This is a genomic window from Citrobacter sp. Igbk 17 (genome assembly GCF_028069775.1).
GTDB lineage: Bacteria > Pseudomonadota > Gammaproteobacteria > Enterobacterales > Enterobacteriaceae > Citrobacter.
The window spans coordinates 92,842-114,344 of sequence record NZ_JANEWI010000004.1; the positions used below are offsets into that span (position 1 = coordinate 92,842).

Annotated in this window: 20 protein-coding genes; 13 read left to right on the forward strand and 7 right to left on the reverse strand. The window is 49.3% G+C overall.

Translation table 11 applies throughout. The features are described from left to right. Positions 1–166: 166 nt before the first annotated feature. Positions 167–1,087 (forward strand): kdo(2)-lipid IV(A) palmitoleoyltransferase, encoded by a 921-nt coding sequence (gene lpxP / locus NNO08_RS03845; RefSeq protein WP_005129779.1) that lies wholly within the window; start codon positions 167–169, stop codon positions 1,085–1,087. Positions 1,088–1,128: 41 nt separating this feature from the next. On the opposite strand, the gene NNO08_RS03850 is transcribed toward lpxP, so the two are convergent. Then, entirely contained in the window at positions 1,129–1,743 is a 615-nt protein-coding gene (locus NNO08_RS03850) for a lysozyme inhibitor LprI family protein (protein ID WP_271448555.1), read from the reverse strand. 344 nt (positions 1,744–2,087) lie between these two features. Between NNO08_RS03850 and ypdK the strand changes: the two genes are divergently transcribed. Then, the gene (gene ypdK / locus NNO08_RS03855) at positions 2,088–2,159 is read left to right on the forward strand and encodes a membrane protein YpdK (RefSeq protein ID WP_010723117.1); all 72 of its coding nucleotides are present in this window, start codon (positions 2,088–2,090) and stop codon (positions 2,157–2,159) included. 67 nt (positions 2,160–2,226) lie between these two features. Here the strand turns inward: ypdK and alaC are convergent, their stop codons facing one another. Next, on the reverse strand, positions 2,227–3,465 hold the full coding sequence (alaC, locus tag NNO08_RS03860; protein ID WP_137384255.1) for an alanine transaminase: 1,239 nt from the start codon (positions 3,463–3,465) through the stop codon (positions 2,227–2,229). A gap of 387 nt (positions 3,466–3,852) precedes the next feature. Between alaC and NNO08_RS03865 the strand changes: the two genes are divergently transcribed. From NNO08_RS03865 to NNO08_RS03875, 3 genes are all read left to right on the forward strand, one after another. After that, positions 3,853–5,550 carry a sensor histidine kinase gene (locus NNO08_RS03865; protein ID WP_086523807.1) on the forward strand — a complete coding sequence of 566 codons (1,698 nt, stop codon included), beginning with the start codon at positions 3,853–3,855 and terminating at the stop codon, positions 5,548–5,550. 14 nt (positions 5,551–5,564) lie between these two features. Next, positions 5,565–6,299: a two-component system response regulator YpdB gene (gene ypdB / locus NNO08_RS03870; protein ID WP_271440214.1), complete on the forward strand. Its 735-nt coding sequence runs from the start codon at positions 5,565–5,567 to the stop codon at positions 6,297–6,299. Between the two features lie 82 nt (positions 6,300–6,381). Next, entirely contained in the window at positions 6,382–6,582 is a 201-nt protein-coding gene (locus NNO08_RS03875) for a hypothetical protein (protein ID WP_271456218.1), read from the forward strand. Between the two features lie 78 nt (positions 6,583–6,660). On the opposite strand, the gene NNO08_RS03880 is transcribed toward NNO08_RS03875, so the two are convergent. Further along, positions 6,661–7,287 carry a LysE family translocator gene (locus tag NNO08_RS03880; RefSeq protein WP_271456219.1) on the reverse strand — a complete coding sequence of 209 codons (627 nt, stop codon included), beginning with the start codon at positions 7,285–7,287 and terminating at the stop codon, positions 6,661–6,663. Between the two features lie 468 nt (positions 7,288–7,755). Further along, positions 7,756–8,721, reverse strand: a complete 966-nt coding sequence (gene glk, locus NNO08_RS03885; RefSeq protein WP_115643122.1) for a glucokinase — start codon at positions 8,719–8,721, stop codon at positions 7,756–7,758. Between the two features lie 204 nt (positions 8,722–8,925). On the opposite strand from glk, the gene NNO08_RS03890 reads away from it, so the two are divergent. Then, positions 8,926–10,161 (forward strand): ion channel protein, encoded by a 1,236-nt coding sequence (locus tag NNO08_RS03890; protein ID WP_271440210.1) that lies wholly within the window; start codon positions 8,926–8,928, stop codon positions 10,159–10,161. On the opposite strand, the gene NNO08_RS03895 is transcribed toward NNO08_RS03890, so the two are convergent. Further along, complete coding sequence (locus NNO08_RS03895; RefSeq protein WP_271456220.1) at positions 10,162–11,814, reverse strand: alpha-keto acid decarboxylase family protein; 1,653 nt, start codon at positions 11,812–11,814, stop codon at positions 10,162–10,164. Positions 11,815–11,997: 183 nt separating this feature from the next. Between NNO08_RS03895 and mgrA the strand changes: the two genes are divergently transcribed. From mgrA to NNO08_RS03925, 6 genes are all read left to right on the forward strand, one after another. Then, the gene (gene mgrA / locus NNO08_RS03900; protein WP_271456221.1) at positions 11,998–12,987 is read left to right on the forward strand and encodes an L-glyceraldehyde 3-phosphate reductase; all 990 of its coding nucleotides are present in this window, start codon (positions 11,998–12,000) and stop codon (positions 12,985–12,987) included. Between the two features lie 137 nt (positions 12,988–13,124). Continuing rightward, the gene (gene ypeC, locus NNO08_RS03905; protein ID WP_005122377.1) at positions 13,125–13,451 is read left to right on the forward strand and encodes a DUF2502 domain-containing protein YpeC; all 327 of its coding nucleotides are present in this window, start codon (positions 13,125–13,127) and stop codon (positions 13,449–13,451) included. Positions 13,452–13,728: 277 nt separating this feature from the next. Continuing rightward, positions 13,729–14,934, forward strand: a complete 1,206-nt coding sequence (locus tag NNO08_RS03910; RefSeq protein WP_271456222.1) for a PfkB family carbohydrate kinase — start codon at positions 13,729–13,731, stop codon at positions 14,932–14,934. A 45-nt stretch (positions 14,935–14,979) separates the two neighbouring features. After that, positions 14,980–15,942, forward strand: a complete 963-nt coding sequence (locus NNO08_RS03915) for a sugar ABC transporter substrate-binding protein (RefSeq protein ID WP_137384263.1) — start codon at positions 14,980–14,982, stop codon at positions 15,940–15,942. A 73-nt stretch (positions 15,943–16,015) separates the two neighbouring features. Continuing rightward, entirely contained in the window at positions 16,016–17,542 is a 1,527-nt protein-coding gene (locus NNO08_RS03920) for a sugar ABC transporter ATP-binding protein (RefSeq protein WP_271456223.1), read from the forward strand. A 13-nt stretch (positions 17,543–17,555) separates the two neighbouring features. Then, the gene (locus NNO08_RS03925; protein ID WP_271456224.1) at positions 17,556–18,548 is read left to right on the forward strand and encodes an ABC transporter permease; all 993 of its coding nucleotides are present in this window, start codon (positions 17,556–17,558) and stop codon (positions 18,546–18,548) included. A 51-nt stretch (positions 18,549–18,599) separates the two neighbouring features. Here NNO08_RS03925 and NNO08_RS03930 read toward each other — a convergent pair whose 3' ends face one another. Continuing rightward, the gene (locus tag NNO08_RS03930; RefSeq protein WP_048210998.1) at positions 18,600–19,838 is read right to left on the reverse strand and encodes an Nramp family divalent metal transporter; all 1,239 of its coding nucleotides are present in this window, start codon (positions 19,836–19,838) and stop codon (positions 18,600–18,602) included. Beyond that, the gene (locus NNO08_RS23150; RefSeq protein WP_418219455.1) at positions 19,835–19,909 is read right to left on the reverse strand and encodes a hypothetical protein; all 75 of its coding nucleotides are present in this window, start codon (positions 19,907–19,909) and stop codon (positions 19,835–19,837) included. Before NNO08_RS23150 ends, NNO08_RS03930 begins: the two co-directional genes overlap by 4 nt. Positions 19,910–20,182: 273 nt before the next feature. Between NNO08_RS23150 and nupC the strand changes: the two genes are divergently transcribed. Then, a complete protein-coding gene (nupC, locus tag NNO08_RS03935; protein WP_048210997.1) occupies positions 20,183–21,385 on the forward strand; it encodes a nucleoside permease NupC in 1,203 nt (400 codons plus the stop codon). Positions 21,386–21,503 lie beyond the last annotated feature (118 nt).

Here is a 21,503-nt window from a genome sequence, read left to right on the forward strand (position 1 = left end):
TGTGCGTCCGATCATTCATACCCCTCGTGGTTTGTCCTGACTCAGTTTTACACTCTTTACAGGAACCATTGTCGCTCATAGTGACCTAACTGTTCAGTGTCAGAGAGTAACGCTGTAGACAAAGAATCTTCGCGATACATTATTTTCGTACCAACAACAGGTGCTTATGTTCCCCCAATGTAAATTTTCGCGCGCGTTTTTGCATCCGCGCTACTGGCTCACATGGTTCGGTGTCGGTGTGCTCTGGTTACTGGTGCAACTCCCTTATCCTGTTTTATGTTTTCTGGGCACCCGTACAGGTACGCTGGCGCGCCCATTTTTAAAGCGCCGGGAATCCATTGCCCATAAAAATCTCGAACTCTGTTTCCCGAATCTGTCACAAGAAGAAAGGAACAAACTGGTCGACGAGAACTTCCGCTCACTCGGCATGGCACTGCTTGAAACCGGAATGGCCTGGTTCTGGCCAGATCGCCGGGTGCGTAAATGGTTTGATGTTGAAGGCCTGGACAACCTGCAACGCGCTCAGGCGCATAACCGTGGCGTAATGGTAGTCGGCGTGCATTTTATGTCGCTGGAACTGGGGGGCCGTGTGATGGGGCTTTGCCAGCCAATGATGGCAACCTACCGTCCGCACAACAACAAATTAATGGAGTGGATACAAACCCGTGGCCGTATGCGCTCGAACAAAGCCATGATCGGCAGAAATAATCTGCGCGGCATTGTCGGCGCACTGAAAAAAGGGGAAGCCGTATGGTTTGCACCCGATCAGGATTATGGCCGTAAAGGCAGCTCATTTGCGCCATTCTTCGCCGTCAAAGATGTTGCGACAACCAACGGTACCTATGTGCTGTCACGCTTGTCGGGGGCGAAAATGCTGACCGTCACCATGGTGAGAAAATCTGATAACTCCGGCTACCGTCTGTTTATCACACCAGAAATGGAAGGTTACCCGGAAGATGAAAACCAGGCCGCGGCCTATATGAACAAAATCATTGAGAAAGAGATTATGCGGGCACCCGAGCAGTATCTCTGGATCCATCGTCGTTTCAAAACCCGCCCGATGGGTGAAGCCTCGCTATATGTCTAAAAAGAAAGGCCGAATGGCCTTTCTTTATTTCTGCACTTGAATTACTTAACACCCCACTTGTTCTGTAATTCAGTCATTCGTTCGCTATATTCTCTGGCAAGGCAGGCGGGCTTATCCTGCTCTTTCCAGCATTCATTACGTCCTTTGATCCAGCCTCGTTGCTCTGCTTTTAGCGTCGGGTCATTTTTCGATTTAGCCAGCGCCTGCTTGTAGACCCCGTTCAATTTTAAATCCATTGCGGAGAGCGAGGGACTCTGACAGATAATCTCTTCCATACTTCCCTTTTCCGCTGCAGAACAGGAGAACGATGGGCCAGCATGAGTCGATTTTTTCGCCGGAGAGAAATCAACATTATCTTCAGGCTGACAAATCCCATGCTTGCGGTTTGGGCCAGCCCAGGACACTTCCGGGTTTCCGTCATCTTTTCTGGAAATAGAGACGGTATTTTTACCGCTCTTCGCCTCCCAGTAATTTTCATTGAAGGTCTTAATGGTCGCTTTTGTGCCATTAATCCATACATTGCCTTTACCATCACTATTCACACCACCAATACTTGCGCAGTTGAAATTGAACGCTTGTGGTGCAGCCGCCATCGACGTCAATGGCGCAAGAACAAGTGCTAACATCATTAATCTGGTCATTTTTAACCTTTTCATTATCAAATTCCGCGAGAAAATTAACCGCATTAACCTCAAGGTGATATGAGAATTCTCTGAGTAACAACTACGTCGCTCAATAGCAATTTATTACCGTCAGAAATTAAACTGTCGCCGAATCACGACACTTGTAAGTTACTAAAATTAAATAAAAAAATGCCTCTTGTTTCACCTCATTTTTAGGCGTACATTAGCGCCGTCTGGAGCATTAAAGCTCAGAATTCTGAGGTGATGCAGCCAAGCAAACGCGGGGTATTCTCCCTTTCGTTTATGCTCGCATCAGCTCTCTGTCAGGTAAGCATATGTTCATTTAGGCGTACTCATCGTATGCGGAGAGATGAAAAGTGAAATATTTCTTTATGGGCATTTCTTTTATGGTCATCGTATGGGCCGGTACTTTTGCCCTGATGATCTAAATTGAAAGATGCAGCAAAAAAACAGGAGCCATTTGGCTCCTGTTTGCGTTGTAAGGTGAAAGTTTTGCTAGTCGGTACTTTCAGTGGCTGATTTCGGGCTGGCCGGGAGTAAACCATCTGCGCGGAACATGGCTTTGATTCCGCGGATTGCCTGGCGGGTACGGTCACGGTTCTCAATCAACGCAAAACGCACGTGTGTATCACCATAGTCCCCAAAGCCAATCCCCGGCGAAACACAAACCTTCGCCTCATTCAGCAATTTTTTGGCAAATTCAAGCGACCCCATTGCGGCGTACTGCTCCGGAATTTTCGCCCACACGTACATCGACGCTTTTGGCATTTCAACCATCCAGCCCGCTTCATGCAGCCCTTTGACCAGCACATCGCGACGACGCTTATATTGCTCAGCGATATCCCGTACACACTGCTGATCACCTTCCAGCGCGGCAATAGCGGCTACCTGCAGCGGTGTAAACGTTCCATAATCGTGATAGCTCTTAATGCGCGCCAGTGCGTTTACCAGCGTTTTATTGCCAACCATAAAACCAATGCGCCACCCCGCCATGTTATAGCTTTTCGACAAGGTGAAAAATTCAACGGCAACATCACGGGCCCCCGGAACCTGCATAATCGATGGCGCTTTCCAGCCATCGTAGACAATATCGGCGTAGGCCAGGTCATGAACCACCAGCACGTCGTAGCGTTTAGCCAGTGCGACGACCTTTTCGAAAAACTCCAGCTCGACACACTGCGCCGTCGGGTTGGACGGGAAGCCTAAGATCATCATCTTCGGTTTCGGATAGCTTTCGCGAATCGCACGCTCCAGTTCATTAAAGAAGTCGACCCCTTCCACCAGCGGCACGGAACGCACCTGTGCTCCGGCGATAACGGCACCATAAATATGGATTGGGTAACTGGGATTCGGCACCAGGACGGTGTCGCCGTGATCCAATGTCGCCAACATCAGGTGAGCCAGCCCCTCTTTGGAGCCAATCGTTACAATCGCTTCGGATTCAGGATCGATCTCGACGTCATAGCGTTCCTGATACCAGCGAGAAATCGCCCGACGTAGACGAGGAATACCACGCGACGTTGAATAACCGTGGGTATCCGGGCGCTGCGCCACGGTACACAGTTTTTCGACAATGTGAGGAGGCGTAGCACCGTCCGGATTCCCCATGCTGAAATCGATAATATCTTCGCCGCGCCGACGCGCAGCCATCTTCAGTTCAGCGGTAATGTTAAAAACGTAAGGGGGGAGACGATCAATACGCGTAAAACGACGTTCAGGGCGGGAGTCAGCCATAATATCCTCAGATGTACGTTAGCGCCCGGACCGTCCGAGCGACGCTGCCACGATGGTGGCACGTTTAGAAAATAGCCTGATTAATTTCCTTCTGTCGAGAGGTACAGCAAAATATTTTTTATCGGCATAAAAGAGGAACAGCGTTTCTAAAACGGGAAATGCATGAATATCTAACCCTCATGAAATCACCATTTTTTAACATTTTGTTGTTAAATACATTACGTTGAAGTTCGCCTTCTCTGGAGGGATATTGTAAATACAACAATCATGCAACAATCCCCTTTTAATATTGTGGTTTTTCCTCATTAACCTGTGCTGGCAGGGATGCTGGTCATCCAGCCTCAGGTTACCTATCATAGGGGTTTAACCCCTTCGCAAGAGTCACCTGTGCACGAAATATTCAATATGCTGCTGGCGGTCTTTGATCGGGCAGCGCTGATGCTGTTCTGTCTGTTTTTCCTGATTCGTATCCGCCTGTTCCGCGAACTGTTGCACAAGTCAGCCCACTCGGTGAAAGAACTGCTCGCCGTTACGGCCATTTTCTCCATGTTTGCCCTGTTCAGCACCTGGTCTGGTGTACCAGTAGAAGGCTCACTGGTGAACGTGCGTATTATTGCCGTGATGTCAGGCGGAATTCTGTTCGGCCCATGGGTCGGTATCATTACCGGACTCATCGCGGGTACACACCGTTATCTGATTGATATTGGAGGTGTTACCGCCCTTCCCTGTTTTATTACCAGCATCCTTGCTGGCTGTATTGCGGGTTGGATCAACCGAAAAATCCCTAAGGCACAACACTGGCGCGCCGGTATTTTAGGCGGAATGCTGTGCGAATCATTGACCATGATTCTGGTGGTCGCCTGGGCTCCCACAACCGAACTGGGGCTGGATATCGTCTCGAAAATCGGTATCCCAATGATCCTTGGCAGCGTCTGTATCGGCTTTATCGTCATGCTGGTACAAAGCGTGGAAGGAGAGAAAGAAGCCAGTGCGGCAAAACAGGCTAAACTGGCGCTGGATATCGCCAACAAAACCCTGCCGCTTTTTCGTCAGGTCAATAGCGAGTCGCTACGCCAGGTGTGCGAAATTATTCGCCATGATATTCATGCAGATGCCGTCGCGATCACCAATACCCAGCACGTTCTGGCCTATGTCGGCGTTGGCGAACTGAACTACCGCGATAACGATGATTTCGTTAGCCCGACCACCCAGCAGGCGATAAATTACGGAAAAATCATCATAAAGAACAATGATGAAGCACATCGCACGCCGGAAATACACTCCATGCTGGTAATACCGTTGTGGGAAAAAGGTGTGGTCACTGGCACGCTGAAAATCTACTACTGCCATGCCCACCAGATCACCTCTTCATTACAAGAAATGGCTATCGGTCTGTCACAAATTATCTCGACTCAGCTTGAGGTTTCCCGCGCCGAGCAGCTACGCGAAATGGCAAATAAGGCAGAGTTGCGGGCACTACAAAGTAAAATAAATCCCCATTTTCTGTTTAACGCGCTAAACGCTATCTCATCGTCAGTGCGACTGAACCCGGACACTGCACGCCAGCTCATTTTTAATTTATCACGCTATCTTCGCTATAATATTGAATTAAAAGATGATGAGCAGATCGACATCAAGAAAGAGCTGTATCAAATTAAGGATTACATTGCTATTGAACAGGCCCGTTTTGGCGATAAGTTGACGGTTATTTATGATATTGATGAAGAGGTCAGCTGTTTTATTCCCAGCCTGCTGATTCAGCCATTGGTTGAGAACGCCATCGTCCATGGGATCCAACCCTGCAAAGGGAAAGGTGTGGTCACGATCAGCGTGGCGGAATGTGGTAATCGGGTACGCATTGCCGTCAGAGATACCGGCCATGGTATCGATCCGAAAGTCATTGAACGCGTTGAGTCCAATGAAATGCCGGGCAATAAAATTGGCCTGTTGAATGTGCATCACCGCGTTAAGCTCCTGTACGGTGAAGGGCTACATATCCGTCGTCTTGAACCTGGCACAGAGATTGCCTTTTACGTGCCAAACCAGCACTCACCTGCAGCAGCCCCGGCCACATTATTGCTTTAACCAGGAGTAAAGTTGTGAAAGTCATCATTGTTGAAGATGAATTCCTGGCCCAACAGGAACTTAGCTGGCTGATAAAAGAGCACAGCCAGATGGAGATTGTCGGTACATTTGACGACGGTCTGGATGTGCTTAAATACCTGCAGCACAACCGCGTTGACGCTATTTTTCTGGATATAAATATTCCGTCACTGGATGGTGTGCTGTTGGCACAAAACATCAGTCAGTTTGCGCATAAGCCCTTTATTGTGTTTATTACAGCCTGGAAAGAACACGCTGTTGAAGCCTTTGAACTGGAAGCGTTTGACTATATTCTGAAACCGTACCAGGAATCACGAATTGTCGGCATGTTGCAAAAACTGGAGGCAGCCTGGCAACAGCAGCAAACAGGAGCCCCCCTTAGCAGCCCGGTGACGCGTGAAAACGATACGATCAACCTGATCAAAGACGAGCGGATTATCGTTACGCCAATCAACGATATTTACTACGCTGAAGCCCATGAAAAGATGACCTTCGTCTACACGCGGCGCGAATCGTATGTCATGCCGATGAACATCACCGAATTTTGCAGCAAACTGCCTGCCTCACATTTTTTCCGCTGCCACCGCTCATTCTGCGTAAACCTGAACAAAATCCGCGAGATCGAACCGTGGTTTAACAACACCTATATTTTGCGATTGAAAGATCTGGAATTTGAAATCCCGGTTAGCCGGAGCAAAGTAAAAGAATTCAGGCAATTAATGCATCTATAGTGCGATTAGTCATGACCATGCGGATTGTTGTAAAATGGCGATCTACTGCCGGTGCTATAAAACGTAATAAAGTGAATTTTCAATGAAATACAGACATGCGCTATCCCAGTTATGTTTTCAGATGCTGGAAATGGGTGCAGATCGCCGTGCGGTGAAAAAAGCCCTCACCTCACGTCGAATGAAGGCTCGTCAGGCTATCGTACTGCTATGCAAGCAAGAGATGGTGCTACTGAGAGCCGGGAAACTGCCGAGACAAAACGCAACAAGCACGACATCTCACTGACAATAACAGGTCGCGAGCTAACTAAACCATTAGCTCGCGGCCACTTAGTGTGCAGGACATGCTACAGGCTAAACCGAATTAGCTAAGAGCAACCTTAATACCGAGAGCAATCAGCAGACCGCCCAGCATTTTATCGATGATTTTCTGCGCCTTTGCCAGGCCTGCGCGAACTGGCGCACTTTGGATAAGGATCACGAGTACCGGCCACCAAATCACTGACACCATCAAAATAACGCCGGCATACCAGGCTTTTTCTGGAAAACCAGACTGGACGCTCAGCACCTGAGTGAAGATCGACAGGAAAAACAGCGTCGCTTTTGGATTGAGCAGGTTGCACAAATAACCCTGCAGAAATGCTTTACCTAACGTTACTTCCTGGCGCGCAACCTGGGTCATATCCATGCTGTTGTGTCCGCGTGACAGCAGAGCTTGCAGCCCCACCCAAATTAGATACGCAGCCCCCGCATATTTCAGAATATCGAATAGCCAGGGTGTCGTGGTAATAACAACCGCCAGTCCAGCCACACAGTAGGACATATGGGTCGCCACACCACCGACGATGCCAAAAGCCGTCATCATGGCCTGAAGACGCTTGTAGCGCGCTGCATTTTTAATCACCATAAAGAAGTCCGGGCCGGGAGAAAGAATGCCCAATGTGGCAATCGAAGCAACAAAGGCCGTCGCACTAACAGAAGGAATAAACATATTTAAAAATTCGCCAGGCTGAAATGCATTACCAATAAATCAGGACGTTTATTCTAGCTCACCAGCCTCTTTAAGCTCCATCACTTTTACCGCTTGCTAAATAGACTAAAAAGAATTCCTCACGATAAATCGAGTCTTATTGCAGCAATCTGGCCTGGATAATGCAATACTATCCCGACGTATTACTCTAAATAAGATGTCCGTTCTCATAAAGTGAAAAGCATTAAACTTACGCTAACTTAATGATATTTCGACACGTTATCCACAAGAGTGATATTTATACTTTTTCTTATTATTGCGGCAACCTTTTGCGATTGTGCCTGGATATTTAATGTCAACATAATGACATTTGTAATAATTGATAATACAAAAAATCGCCCACATCCTCAGGGCGTTTCAGTTTTAACCGTCAACGGAATTATTTTCGTTGTTGGCCGGATAAGCGCAAAGCGCTATCCGGCACGAGTCTTACAGAATATGCCCCAGCGTCTGGCGTAAATGCGCGCCGGAACCAAGCAGGCCTGGATTATCATGCACAATCAGATATACCGGGATATCCTGCACATAGGCTTTAAAACGCCCTTTATCCTCAAAACCACCGCGAAAACCCGATGCTTTAAAGAATTCCAGGAAGCGCGGCACGATGCCACCGGCAATGTACACCCCGCCAAACGTCCCTAACGTTAATGCCAGATCGCCGCCAAACCGGCCCATGATGACGCAAAACAGCGACAGGGCACGACGACAGTCAATACAGGAATCGGCCAGTGCGCGTTCCGTAATATCTTTCGGTTGCAGATTTTCCGGCAGACGTCCGTCGGATTTGACAATCGCGCGATACAGATTTACCAGCCCAGGACCGGACAGCACGCGCTCTGCCGAAACGTGACCAATCTCAGCCCTCAACACCTCCAGGATAATCGCTTCTTCCTCGCTGTTCGGCGCAAAATCTACATGCCCTCCCTCGCCTGGCAGGCTCACCCAGCGTTTATCCACATGTACCAGATGCGCTACGCCGAGACCGGTGCCTGCACCATAGACCGCAATAGGTTTGCCCTCGACAGGCTCAGCGCCGCCAAACTGGATCAAATGCTCTTTTTTCAGCATTGGGATTGCCATTGATACGGCAGTGAAATCATTGATGATTTCCAGATGGCTAAAGCCCAGATTCTTTTTCATCTCAGCAATAGAAAATGCCCAGGTATGGTTGGTCATGGCCACCCAGTCACCGGTTATTGGGCAGGCAATAGCGATACAGCCATCTTTGACGCTAACGCTATGCTCATCCAGGTACACGCGCACAACGGCTTCAAGGCTCGGGTAATCCAGCCCGGAATAGGTTTTCGCTTGCGAAATCTCGCCACTGGCAATATCGCACAGAGCAAGACGCGCGTTGGTGCCGCCAACATCACCCACTAAAGCATATTTTGTCATTCTTCCACGGCTCCGCTAAAGTCAGAATAAATCTTTGTCACACTGTAAATTCATGGGGGCATAACAACAACGCCCTGAAGACTGATGCCCGTGGAATATCGATCCAGGTCACAGAATTACTTTATCGTTTCAGCACCATTTGCAGCGATGCCGTTGGGCAGGCTGTGCAAACTACGTCTATGACTCTGCATTAAGGAATAGAAAATGCTCCATCCGCGAGCCAGAACGATGCTCTTGCTATCAACGCCTGCGTTACTGATTGGGGTAGCGTCCAGTCTGGTGCTGATTGCTGTGATGAAAGTGGCTTCCGTTTTACAGCAATTTTTGTGGGAACGTCTGCCCATAAGCATCGGTATTGCCCAGGATTCTCCATTCTGGATTATTGCTATGCTCACGCTTACCGGGGTCATGGTCGGGCTCATCATCCGCTACAGTCATGGTCATGCTGGCCCTGACCCAGCCTGCGAACCCTTAATCGGTATGCCCGTCTCGACCTCTGCGTTGCCAGGATTGCTGGCCGCCCTGATTATTGGCCTCGCAGGGGGTGTCAGTTTGGGTCCAGAGCACCCCATCATGACCGTTAACATTGCGCTGGCAGTGGCGATGGGTAGCCGCATGTTTCCGCGAATTGCGAAGCTGGACTGGACCATCCTCGCCTCTGCTGGCACCATCGGGGCGCTATTTGGTACCCCGGTTGCCGCTGCGCTGGTCTTTTCACAAACGCTGAACAGCTCCAACGATGTCCCCTTATGGGACCGTCTGTTCGCACCGTTAATGGCCGCCGCGGCAGGATCACTTACCACCAGCCTGTTCTTTCATCCCCACTTTTCGCTGCCTATCGCGCACTATACGCAGATGCATCTGGTCGATATCTTCAGTGGCGCGGTCGTTGCGGCCATTGCTATCGCGGCGGGGATGGTGGCCGTGTGGTGCCTGCCTCGTTTGCACCATCTGATACATCGCCTGAAACACCCGGTGCTGATCCTCGGCGCGGGAGGCTTTATCCTCGGTATTTTGGGTGTTATCGGAGGACCACTGACTCTGTTTAAGGGCCTGGATGAGATGCAGCAAATGGCATTTAGCCAGACGCTGGGAGCCTCGGACTATTTCATGCTGGCGGTGATAAAGCTGGCGGCGCTGGTCGTGGCTGCTGCGAGTGGTTTTCGCGGTGGGCGGATTTTCCCTGCGGTATTCGTTGGCGTCGCGCTGGGGCTGATGCTGCACGCCCATGTCGAAGCCGTTCCTGCCGCGATTACGGTCTCCTGCGCCATTCTGGGATTGGTACTGGTCGTCACTCGTGATGCATGGCTGAGCCTGTTTATGGCGGCAGTGGTGGTGCCGGACACCACCCTACTACCGCTGTTGTGCATCGTCATGCTTCCGGCCTGGCTGCTATTAGCCGGAAAACCAATGATGATTGCTGACCGTCCCGATAAATAGCTACCCCCCGTTGCGGGATTCCAGCGCACGGGTCACCGTGCGCAAGAGTTCGGGAAGGTCAGCTTTCGGCAACACCACTTCTATCAACGAGAGGCGTTGCGGTTTTGCCAGACGAGCCAGAACCTCTTCCAGTTGGACAGCCTGCTTCACGCGCCAGCATTCCGCCTGACATTCACGACTTAGCGCCTGCGGCACCAGCGTCCAGCTCCATCCGGCTATATCATTGTATCGTTGGTTCGCACCATGAATGGCTCGTTCCACGGTATAACCGTCATTATTGAGCAGCAAAATAACAGGTGTTTGCCCGTCCCTAAGCATGGTTCCCAACTCCTGAATGGTGAGCTGTGCCGCGCCATCGCCAATAATCAGGATCACCCTACGGTGCGGGAAGGCTGTTTGCGCCCCGAATGCAGCAGGCAAAGCGTAACCGATTGACCCCCACAACGGCTGGACCAGTACTTCCACCCCGGCAGGAAGTGACAGCGCAGCTGCGCCAAATGCTGCGGTCCCCTGATCGACAAGGATAATATCGTCGGGGGCCAGATACTGTTGCACCGTATGCCAGAAATTTCCCTGCGTCAGAGGGCCTTTCTCAACCTGCAGACGCCCGGCACAAGGACGTTCAGGCGGAAGCGAAAACGACATTTCCAGGCACAGTTCCCGTAGCGTAGTAACCGCCTGTTCCATCGGGATGTTAAACCAGCTTCCCCCAACCCGCGATGCATGGGGTTGAACCTCAATCATTCGCTCGAGAGGTAAGTTTTGCGTAAACCCGGCGGTCAGCGTGTCAACAAACCGGGTGCCGACACAAATAATCGTATCGGCATCTTCTATCGCCTGGCGCGCATAATCACTGCTGGCCCCCGCACTGTATGTGCCCACAAACGCCGGATGTCGCTCGTCAAACAATCCTTTGCCCATCAACAGCGTGGCGTGAGCCATCGGCGTTTCCGTCATCCAGCGTTGTAAAACGGGCTGCAAGCCAAAGCGTAGCGCGAGAAAATCGGCTAATAGCGACACGCGCGAACTGTCCAGTAACTGCTCACGCGCATGATAGCGAAACGCAGCAGCTACACTACTTTCCGGCTCGCTCAAGGGAACAATAAGTATGTCACTCGGTGGTGTGGCGGGTTGTTTCGCAACATCAGCAGGTAGCATCAGGTAACCCGGTCGTCTTTCCGTTAACATCGCCTGCAACACGCGGTCAATTTCATAGCAGGCATTTTGTTCATCCAGCACTGCACTGGCTATCGTCACTGACTGTTGCATACGGTAGAAATGCTGAAAGTCACCATCGCCGAGGGTGTGATGCATTAACTCGCCACGACGCTGAGCGCTGCGACATGGTGCCCCGACAATATGCAGGACAGGAACGTATTCCGCGTAACTTCCGGCAATACCATTAATTGCGCTTAACTCGCCCACGCCAAAAGTGGTAAGCAACGCTCCCGCTCCAACTACCCTGGCATAGCCATCCGCGGCATACGCCGCATTCAATTCATTCGCACACCCGACCCAACGCACGCTTGAGTGGTCAATGACGTGGTCAAGAAACTGCAAATTGTAATCGCCCGGCACACCAAACAGATGGTCAATGCCACAGCCTGCCAGCCTGTCCAGCAGATAATCAGCAACGGAATACGGGGTTTGCATGACAGCTATCCTTCTGACGGTAACCTCATGTTGAGTATCGAAGAACTGTGATGACTGTCCAGGAATGTCGCTGCGAAGGAGGTGGAAAGCAGGGTGTACAGTTTTGACGATCAAAATGTCCTTGAAGAATCGATTGTGTAACCGTATACACTGAAAGGCACATATATTCTGGAAGGAGGCGACATGGCTTATCAGGCTAACGAAAATCGCTATCACACAATGGAATACCGCCGCTGCGGTCAGAGCGGCCTTAAACTGCCGATTGTCTCCCTGGGTCTGTGGCACAATTTTGGTGACACCACTCAGGTCGAAAACAGCCGGGACTTATTACAGCACGCCTTCGATCTGGGGATCAGCCATTTTGATCTGGCGAATAACTACGGCCCGCCGCCGGGTTCGGCTGAACGAAACTTCGGTCGCATCCTGCAGGAAGATTTTTTATCGTACCGGGATGAACTGATAATCTCGACCAAAGCGGGCTATACCATGTGGGAAGGTCCCTACGGTGACTGGGGATCGCGCAAGTACCTGATTGCCAGCCTCGATCAAAGTCTGAAACGTATGGGGCTGGAGTATGTTGATATCTTCTATCATCACCGCCCCGATCCCCAAACACCGCTCAGAGAAACCATGAACGCGCTGCATCATATTGTGCGTCAGGGGAAAGCGTTGTACGTAGGACTCTCTAATTATCCTGCGGATCTCGCCAGGCAGGCGATCGAAATACTCGATGATTTAGGGACACCGTGTCTCATCCACCAGCCGAAATATTCCATGTTTGAGCGCGGGGTTGAGGGGGGACTGCTGTCACTCTTGCAGGAAAAAGGCGTTGGCAGCATCGCCTTTTCCCCGCTGGCTGGCGGGCAATTAACTGACCGCTATCTGAACGGTATTCCGGCGGATTCCCGGGCAGCGAGCGCCAGTCGTTTTCTCAACCCAGACCAGATCACCCCACAAAAACTGGAAAAAGTCCGTGCCCTTAATGCGCTGGCCGGGCGCCGGGGACAAAAACTGTCCCAGATGGCGTTAGCCTGGGTTCTTCGCGATGATAAAGTGACGTCAGTACTGATTGGCGCCAGCAAACCTGCGCAAATTGAAGATGCCGTTGGCATGCTGGCAAACCGTCATTTCTCTGCCGAAGAGTGTGCGGAGATCGACGCCATCCTGGGTTGATGGAAATAAAGACACATTTATTAACAAAAAGTGCGCTCTCTGACGATTTAAGAGTTAAGGCGATGAAACGGGGCTTTACTGCCCCGTAATATTACGTTAACAGGCCGGCTACGGCTCGATCGTGAAGGAGAGAAAGAATGTTCAGGTCACTGATTCTGGCGGCAGTCTTATTGGCTTTTGCACCGCTGGCCGCAAACGCTGGCGAAATCACCCTGCTGCCGTCGATTAAATTACAAATTGGCGATCGCGATAACTACGGCAACTACTGGGACGGTGGGCGCTGGCGTGACCGGGATTACTGGCACCATAATTATGAATGGCGCAAAAATCGTTGGTGGCGTCATGACAACGGCTATCATCGCGGCTGGGATAAGCGCAAAGCTTATGAGCGTGGCTATCGTGAAGGCTGGAACGATCGCGATGACCATCGCGGGCGTGGACGTGGCCACGGGCACCGCCATTAATGTAACAAATCCCCATCATGCGGGGAGTATTGTTCACACAAATCATCGAGTTACCCAGGGCCTGTGTCTATACCCAGGCCCTTTTTGCATCACGCTTTGCCAATCGCCAGATGACAAGCAGCCACATCCGCTCTCCCCTGTTTTCCCGTAAATTTCCTGTTCATTTCACAAATTCGCAAAATCGGAAAAAAAAATTCCTATTTATCGTGTTTTTTTTGAACTTTGCGCGATAAATATTAACATTAATTTAATATTATAAAACCTGGGGTGAGCGCTAATGAAAAAACAAGAAAGACAAAAGGCCATTCGGGTTAAGTTAGTAACCGATAAAAAGGTTTATGTTAGCGAATTAGCAAAGGAATTATCTGTCACAACTCGCACGATCCGTAATGACTTAAATGAATTAAGTCAGAATAGCCTTTTCTCGTTATTTCATGGTGGTGCACGCTTAAAAAGCGCATCTGATGAATCATTATTTGAACAGTCTTTCACCAACACCATATTGAATGGGTTCAAAAGCCACAAAGAAATTGTATCGGTTTCTGCTCATGCCAAAAAAAATAGCTATATAGATGATAGCATTTACATACTTGGTTCATTTAATATCGATATTGTTTCTGAAACGACGACATTTCCTCAGATTGGCCAGACCATCCGAGCCTCTGCAACCCGTTTTTATGCCGGAGGAAAAGGCACAAACCAGGCGGTTGCCGCGGCTAAAATCAATAACAATGTTCATCTTACCGTTAAGTTAGGAGCTGATGAGTTTTCCAAAAAAGCCAAAAGATATTTAACCAATACTGAAATTTCTTCTTTTTCTTTTTTTGAAAATGAAATGTCATCCACGGGCATTGCAATGGTATGGGTTTCAGGTGCCACGGGTGACAATATGATCAGTATCGATCTTGGGGCCAATGAAACATTTACCCAGGAAGATATTCTATTGGATATTGATACCATCCGTAATTGCAAAGTTTTTTTAACTCAGCTGGAGAATAATTTTCCAATCACGCGTTTCGCTATCATGCAGGCAAAACTCGGAAAATCGCTGGTTGTCCTGAACCCGGCGCCTTATGTTTCAGAGATCAAAGAAATATTGCATTTAATTGACATTATTACACCGAACAAAATTGAAGCTGAAGCGTTATCTGGTATCAACATTGTTGATATCTATTCGGCCAAAAATGCCGCCAGGAGCATTTATGTGCAAGGCGCAAAATGCGTCATTATCACGTTAGGTAGCGACGGTTGTCTGATCTTTGATGGCACAGTTTTCACGCATATTCCTGCCTATAAATCAGCCGTGGTCGATACCAGTGGAGCAGGCGATGCCTTTACCGGGGCACTGGCTGCATGCATTGCAAACGGTAAAGGACTCATCAATGCAGCGCAGTATGCTTCTGCGTTTGCCTCGTTGAAAGTTGAACGTAAAGGTGCATCAAACATGCCCAACAATTCACTTGTTTATCATCGTATGCAGTAGCTGTTTAGAGCATCATTCAGCCCCCTACACCTATAGGATAATCTCATGAAAAATAAAATGTTTTATCGTGTTATCGGTGCCACAGTCGGTTTAGCGCTTTCCGCCACGTTCACCGCCCCTGCTTTTGCCGCCGATACTCAGACGCATAAACCTAAAGTCGCGCTGGTGATGAAATCACTGGCAAATGAGTTTTTCCTGACCATGGAAACCGGAGCAAAAGAGTATCAGAAAAAAAATGCCGACAAGTTTGATTTGATTTCTAACGGCATCAAAAACGAAACAGATACGGCAAATCAAATCCAGATCGTTGAACAAATGATTGTCTCAAAAGCCGATGCGATTATCATTGCACCATCAGATTCGAAAGCCCTTGTACCAGTCATTAAGAAGGCAATTGATGCCGGTATTATTGTCATCAACATTGATAACAAATTTGATGACGGTGTACTTAAAGATAAAAACCTGAATATTCCTTTTGTTGGCCCGGATAACCAAAAAGGTGCAAAAGAAATTGGCGATTATTTAGCGAAGCATCTTAAGGCCGGCGATCAGGTTGGTATTATTGAGGGCATCCCTACCTCCAGCAACTCTCAGCAACGTACTCTGGGCTTCCAAAATGCAATGGCGCAGGGCGGTATGAAAGTCGTCTCTGTTCAATCTGGCCAGTGGGAAATTAACAACGCCAATGCGGTCGCTGCGGCAATGTTAAGTGAGTATCCTGATATCAAAGCACTGTTAGCCGATAACGATAATATGGCATTAGGTGCCGTTTCCGCCATCCGTTCTGCCGGGAAAAAAGGACAGGTTCTGGTTGTCGGCTATGACAATATCGAAGCGATTAAGCCTATGTTAAATGACGGTCGTGTTTTAGCAACCGCGGACCAATTTGCCTCTCAACAAGCTGTATTTGGTATTGATGCCGCCCTTGATGCCTTAAAAAATGGCAAAAAACAGAGTGAGCTCTCCAGCAACGTAGAAACACCAATAAAACTGATCGTCAAACAATAAGCGGATTACAGTGCGCCGCTGTGGTACTGCCATCAATTGAGTATCAGAGCGGCTTACCGGATAAGGCCAGAATATGAAAAGTGGGCAAGAAATCCTCACAATACAGGGGGTAGGTAAAACCTACAGTGAACCTGTTCTGGTGGATGTGACGCTAGCATTATATCCAGGAAAAGTACTGGCCCTGACGGGAGAAAACGGTGCCGGGAAAAGTACGTTATCAAAAATTATTGGCGGGTTAACCAACGCAACGACCGGGAAAATGGTTTATCAGGGGCAGCCTTACGCACCTGCGAGCCGAAAAGATGCAGAAAAGCTGGGTGTTCGCATGGTTATGCAAGAACTCAATTTACTGCCTACGTTGTCGGTTGCAGAAAATTTATTTCTCGAACAACTTCCGCATCGATTCGGCTGGATCGATCGAAAAAAGCTAGCAGAAATGGCCCGTCCGGTAATGGCAATGGTTGGGCTGCAATCAGTCGATCCAAATACGCTGGTGGGCGAATTGGGTATTGGTCACCAACAGATGATCGAAATCGCCAGAAACCTGATTGGTGAAAGCCGGGTACTGATTCTGGATGAACCGACGGCCATGCTTAGTAGTCGTGAGGTCGAACTGCTGTTTAAACAAATAGCGCTCTTCAAAGCCCGAGGCGTTTCAATAATTTATATTTCTCACCGACTGGATGAGCTTGCGATGATAGCCGATGACATCGCGGTGCTACGTGATGGTCATTTGGTTTGCGTGGACGATATTAAACGTTATACCCGCGATCAACTTGTTTCGTTGATGGTCGGCCGCGATTTAGAAAGTTCATTTGATTTAAGTGGACGCCAGGCAGGTCAGCCCATCCTGAAAGTGGAAAATTTTAAGCGTGGGAAAATCATTCGCGACACGTCGTTTACCTTGCACAGTGGCGAAGTGCTCGGCATTAGTGGCCTGGTCGGCTCTGGCAGGACAGAGCTGCTACGCGCTATTTTTGGCGCGGACAAAATAGACAGTGGCACATTACTGATTGGCACTCCACTAAAACCGGTGGTGATCCGTTCGCCTGCACAAGCTATCCGACACGGTATCGCCTTAGTCACTGAGGATCGTAAAGGTGAAGGGCTTCTGCTACCACAGTCGGTTGCCGCAAATATCTCGTTGGGTAACAGCGGCAAAATTAGCCATCTGTCGGTCGTTAACACATTGAGTGAAACCACATTAGCGAATAAGCACATCAACAATTTAGGCGTTCGTACAACGAACACCTCACAGGCCGTGGAAAGCCTGTCAGGTGGTAACCAGCAGAAAGTTCTCATTAGCCGCTGGCTGGAACGAGACTGTGAAGTCGTCTTATTTGATGAGCCGACTCGCGGTATTGATGTAGGTGCCAAGCAAGATATTTATCAATTACTGAATACGTTAACGGCGAAGGGAAAAGGCGTTGTTGTCGTTTCCAGCGACCTGCGCGAACTGATGCTGGTTTGTGATCGTATTGCGGTCATTTCCGATGGCAAGTTAGTGAACACATTTACACGTGATAACTGGAGCCAGGATCGCATTTTAGCGGCTGCATTTTCGGCCTATCAGCATTCAGAAGAGACTGTCAGCGAGTAGCCGGGGATAAAAAATGAAAAACAATTTTGCGACAAAACAAGCGGCAGCAGAGAAACGAAATACACCGACGTCATGGAAAGGTCTAAGTAGCTATATCGGGTTGCTCGGAGCGTTAGCCGCAATGATCGTCCTATTTTCATGCCTCAGTTCTCATTTCTGGAGCATGAACACTTTCAGCACTATTGCGAATCAGATCCCCGATTTAATCGTCATGTCGGTGGGGATGACATTTATCTTAATCATTGCCGGCATCGACCTTTCCGTTGGATCGTTGCTGGCGCTTGCTGCTGCGGTCGTCAGCGTCACCCATTTAAATTTTCATTGGACGCCCTGGCTGGCCGCGCTTTCAGGCGTAGCACTCGCCACATTCGTTGGGGCGCTAACGGGCCTGATTACCGTTGCCTGGCGTATTCCGGCGTTTATCGTCTCACTGGGCGTTCTGGAAATGGCCCGCGGAGCAGCGTATCAGTTAACTGACTCGCGGACCGCGTATATCGGTTCTATTTATGATTATTTAGCCGACCCCATTCTCTTTGGCGTCTCCCCTTCTTTTATTATCGCGATCGTTGTCATTGTCGCTGGGCATCTGGTGCTGACGCGAACCGTATTTGGTCGCCATTTGATCGGTATTGGCACCAATGAAGAAGCCGTTCGATTGTCAGGTATAAATCCGGGTCCTTATAAGATCGCAGTCTTTGCTTTGATGGGGGGATTATCCGGTCTGGCGTCGCTGTTTCAGGTTGCCCGTCTTGAAGCCGCCGACCCCAATAGCGGCGTTGGCATGGAACTACAGGTGATTGCCGCCGTTGTGATTGGTGGCACGAGCCTGATGGGAGGACGTGGCTCTATTATTTGTACGTTTCTTGGCGCGTTGATTATTTCCGTTCTGGCAGCGGGACTGGCGCAAATTGGCGCAAGCGAGCCGACAAAACGTTTTATAACAGGAGCCGTGATAATCGTTGCAGTGGTACTTGATACATACCGTAGCCACTTAAATAAAAAATAATCATGAGGGTTACCCGGCTTGACCGGGTAACCACAGCAGATGAAAGCCCTGTTACAATCCGAGCACGGTTCCGACGAGCAGCCAAATATTCAGTGCCACGACCAGCACCACAATCACCCAGCCTACCTGTTTCACCCAACGACTATTAACTAAATCCCCCATCAGTTGGCTGTTGCTGGTAAAAATCAGTAGCGGTACCAGCGCCAGGGCGATACCAAAGCTGAGTAATACCTGACTCATCACCAGAATCCGGGTGGGATCAAGCCCCATTAGAATCACAATAAATGACGGCATCATGGTGACGCTACGACGCACCCAGAGCGGGATATGAAAGCGGATAAAACCTTGCATAACCACCTGCCCCGCCAGCGTGCCAACCACGGTAGAGGAAAGCCCTGCTGCCACCAGGCTTAAACCAAATACGGTAGCAGCAGCATGGCTCAGCAGCGGTTCAAGCGTCAGATAGGCCTGGTCCAGGTCTGCGATACCGGTATGCCCGCTAAAGTGAAACGCGGCTGCTGCGGTCGCCATCATCGCCAGATTCACAAATCCGGCAATCGTCATGGCGATAGCCACATCCCATTTCGTCGCTGCGTAACGCTGTTGGCGCGTACCACCGTGCAAATGCTGGGTTAAGGAGGAGTGCAGATAAATGACGTGCGGCATGATGGTAGCGCCAAGCACACCGGCCGCCAGGAACACCGCTTCAGAATTGGGCAGACTTGGTATAACCATTCCTTTGCTAAGCTGCGCAAGGTTCGGTTGGGAAAAGATCAGCTCGACAATGTATGCCGCGGCCACGAATAGCAACAAACCGCCGATCACTTTTTCCAGGGGTTTCTGCCCGCGACGCTGCAGCATCAGAATTAAAAATGTCGCAATACCCGTGAGCACAGCCCCCTGCAGCAGCGAAACGCCAAGGATGAGTTTAAAGCCAATCGCAGCGCCAATAAATTCTGCAAGATCGGTCGCCATCGCAATAATTTCGGCCTGTACCCAGTAAAACCAAACCACAGGACGAGGATAGTGATCACGGATCTGTTCCGCCAGGTTTTTGCCGGTGGCAATGCCAAGCTTGGCCGACAACACTTGAATCAGCATTGCCATCAGGTTTGCCCAGACCACAACCCACAGCAGTTTGTAGCCAAAGCTAGCCCCCGCCTGGATATTCGTAGCAAAGTTACCGGGATCGATATATCCGATAGCCGCGATGAACGCAGGTCCCATTAATGCGAGCTTCAACTTGCGCGCTGCCCGTCCACTGCTACTCTCAACGCGATCGTTAGTCATTTTAGTGCCTCAGAAACATAGCCTTTGCTATGTTTCAAGCTACGCCTATTGAGAATGATTATCAAATTCATTTTAATGGGTGAAGTTGATTTCTCTGATAGCGTTTGTCTATGGAACGGTAAGAAATTTGGAAATGCCGGTAAGATGTTTGATTATTGTTATGAGATTAGCACAGTGACATAACTTTTCACTTCCATACTAAACATAACGGAAGTGTATCACCGATCACTAATTTTGAATCTCGTCACAGGTCCTTATTATAGTGTGTGTTTGATCTCGTTTTCTTTACTGTTGTTACATAGAATGTGCACGAAAACTAAATCTGCCTCAAATTTGGAGCAAATATGGACCGCGTTCTTCACTTTGTCCTGGCCCTTGCCGTGGTTGCGGTACTCGCACTGCTGGTAAGCAGTGACCGTAAAAAAATCCGCATTCGTTATGTTATTCAATTGCTTGTTATCGAAGTGTTACTGGCATGGTTCTTCCTGAACTCTGATGTCGGCCTGGGCTTTGTAAGAGGCTTCTCCGAGATGTTTGAAAAACTGCTCGGATTCGCTAATGAAGGGACTAACTTTGTCTTCGGCAGTATGAATGATAAAGGCCTGGCATTCTTCTTCCTGAAAGTGCTTTGCCCAATCGTCTTCATTTCCGCCCTGATCGGTATTTTGCAGCATATCCGTGTTCTGCCGGTTATCATCCGCGCGATTGGTTTCCTGTTATCCAAAGTGAACGGTATGGGCAAACTGGAATCCTTCAACGCCGTTAGCTCCCTGATCCTGGGTCAGTCCGAGAACTTTATCGCCTATAAAGATATCCTCGGTAAAATGTCTCGCAACCGCATGTACACCATGGCAGCAACGGCGATGTCTACCGTTTCCATGTCTATCGTCGGCGCGTACATGACGATGCTGGAACCAAAATACGTTGTTGCTGCGCTGGTTCTGAACATGTTCAGCACCTTTATTGTTCTGTCACTGATCAACCCTTATACCGTTGATGCCAGCGAAGAAAATATTCAGATGTCCAATCTGCACGAAGGTCAGAGCTTCTTCGAAATGTTGGGTGAATACATTCTGGCAGGCTTCAAAGTTGCGATTATCGTTGCGGCAATGCTGATTGGTTTCATCGCGCTGATCGCTGCCCTGAACGCCCTGTTCGCTACCGTTACCGGTTGGTTTGGCTACAGCATCTCCTTCCAGGGCATCCTGGGTTACATCTTCTACCCGATTGCATGGGTGATGGGTGTGCCGTCCAGCGAAGCGCTGCAGGTGGGCAGTATCATGGCAACCAAACTGGTTTCCAACGAATTCGTCGCAATGATGGACCTGCAGAAAATCGCCTCTACGCTCTCTCCGCGCGCTGAAGGCATTATCTCTGTATTCCTGGTTTCCTTCGCGAACTTCTCTTCTATCGGTATCATTGCAGGTGCAATTAAAGGCCTGAACGAAGAGCAAGGTAACGTGGTTTCCCGCTTTGGTCTGAAACTAGTATACGGTTCTACGCTGGTCAGCGTACTGTCTGCTTCCATTGCAGCACTGGTACTGTAAGTGTAAGACAATATCGTTGTAAAAATGCCGGGGATTTTCCCCGGCTTTTTTATGCCTGCTATTCAGCAAACCGAAGGGATATAGGGTAAGAACGGACAGGATACAGAAACGAAAAACC

Coding starts and splice junctions, on each gene's coding strand:
- NNO08_RS03925 (WP_271456224.1), top strand. CDS start 17,556: ATGAAAAACAATTTTGCGACAAAACAAGCGGCAGCAGAGAAACGAAAT.
- lpxP (WP_005129779.1), top strand. CDS start 167: ATGTTCCCCCAATGTAAATTTTCGCGCGCGTTTTTGCATCCGCGCTAC.
- NNO08_RS03915 (WP_137384263.1), top strand. CDS start 14,980: ATGAAAAATAAAATGTTTTATCGTGTTATCGGTGCCACAGTCGGTTTA.
- NNO08_RS03875 (WP_271456218.1), top strand. CDS start 6,382: ATGAAATACAGACATGCGCTATCCCAGTTATGTTTTCAGATGCTGGAA.
- NNO08_RS03910 (WP_271456222.1), top strand. CDS start 13,729: ATGAAAAAACAAGAAAGACAAAAGGCCATTCGGGTTAAGTTAGTAACC.
- NNO08_RS03890 (WP_271440210.1), top strand. CDS start 8,926: ATGCTCCATCCGCGAGCCAGAACGATGCTCTTGCTATCAACGCCTGCG.
- NNO08_RS03920 (WP_271456223.1), top strand. CDS start 16,016: ATGAAAAGTGGGCAAGAAATCCTCACAATACAGGGGGTAGGTAAAACC.
- glk (WP_115643122.1), bottom strand. CDS start 8,721: ATGACAAAATATGCTTTAGTGGGTGATGTTGGCGGCACCAACGCGCGT.
- mgrA (WP_271456221.1), top strand. CDS start 11,998: ATGGCTTATCAGGCTAACGAAAATCGCTATCACACAATGGAATACCGC.
- NNO08_RS03850 (WP_271448555.1), bottom strand. CDS start 1,743: ATGAAAAGGTTAAAAATGACCAGATTAATGATGTTAGCACTTGTTCTT.
- ypeC (WP_005122377.1), top strand. CDS start 13,125: ATGTTCAGGTCACTGATTCTGGCGGCAGTCTTATTGGCTTTTGCACCG.
- nupC (WP_048210997.1), top strand. CDS start 20,183: ATGGACCGCGTTCTTCACTTTGTCCTGGCCCTTGCCGTGGTTGCGGTA.
- alaC (WP_137384255.1), bottom strand. CDS start 3,465: ATGGCTGACTCCCGCCCTGAACGTCGTTTTACGCGTATTGATCGTCTC.
- NNO08_RS03895 (WP_271456220.1), bottom strand. CDS start 11,814: ATGCAAACCCCGTATTCCGTTGCTGATTATCTGCTGGACAGGCTGGCA.
- NNO08_RS03880 (WP_271456219.1), bottom strand. CDS start 7,287: ATGTTTATTCCTTCTGTTAGTGCGACGGCCTTTGTTGCTTCGATTGCC.
- NNO08_RS03930 (WP_048210998.1), bottom strand. CDS start 19,838: ATGACTAACGATCGCGTTGAGAGTAGCAGTGGACGGGCAGCGCGCAAG.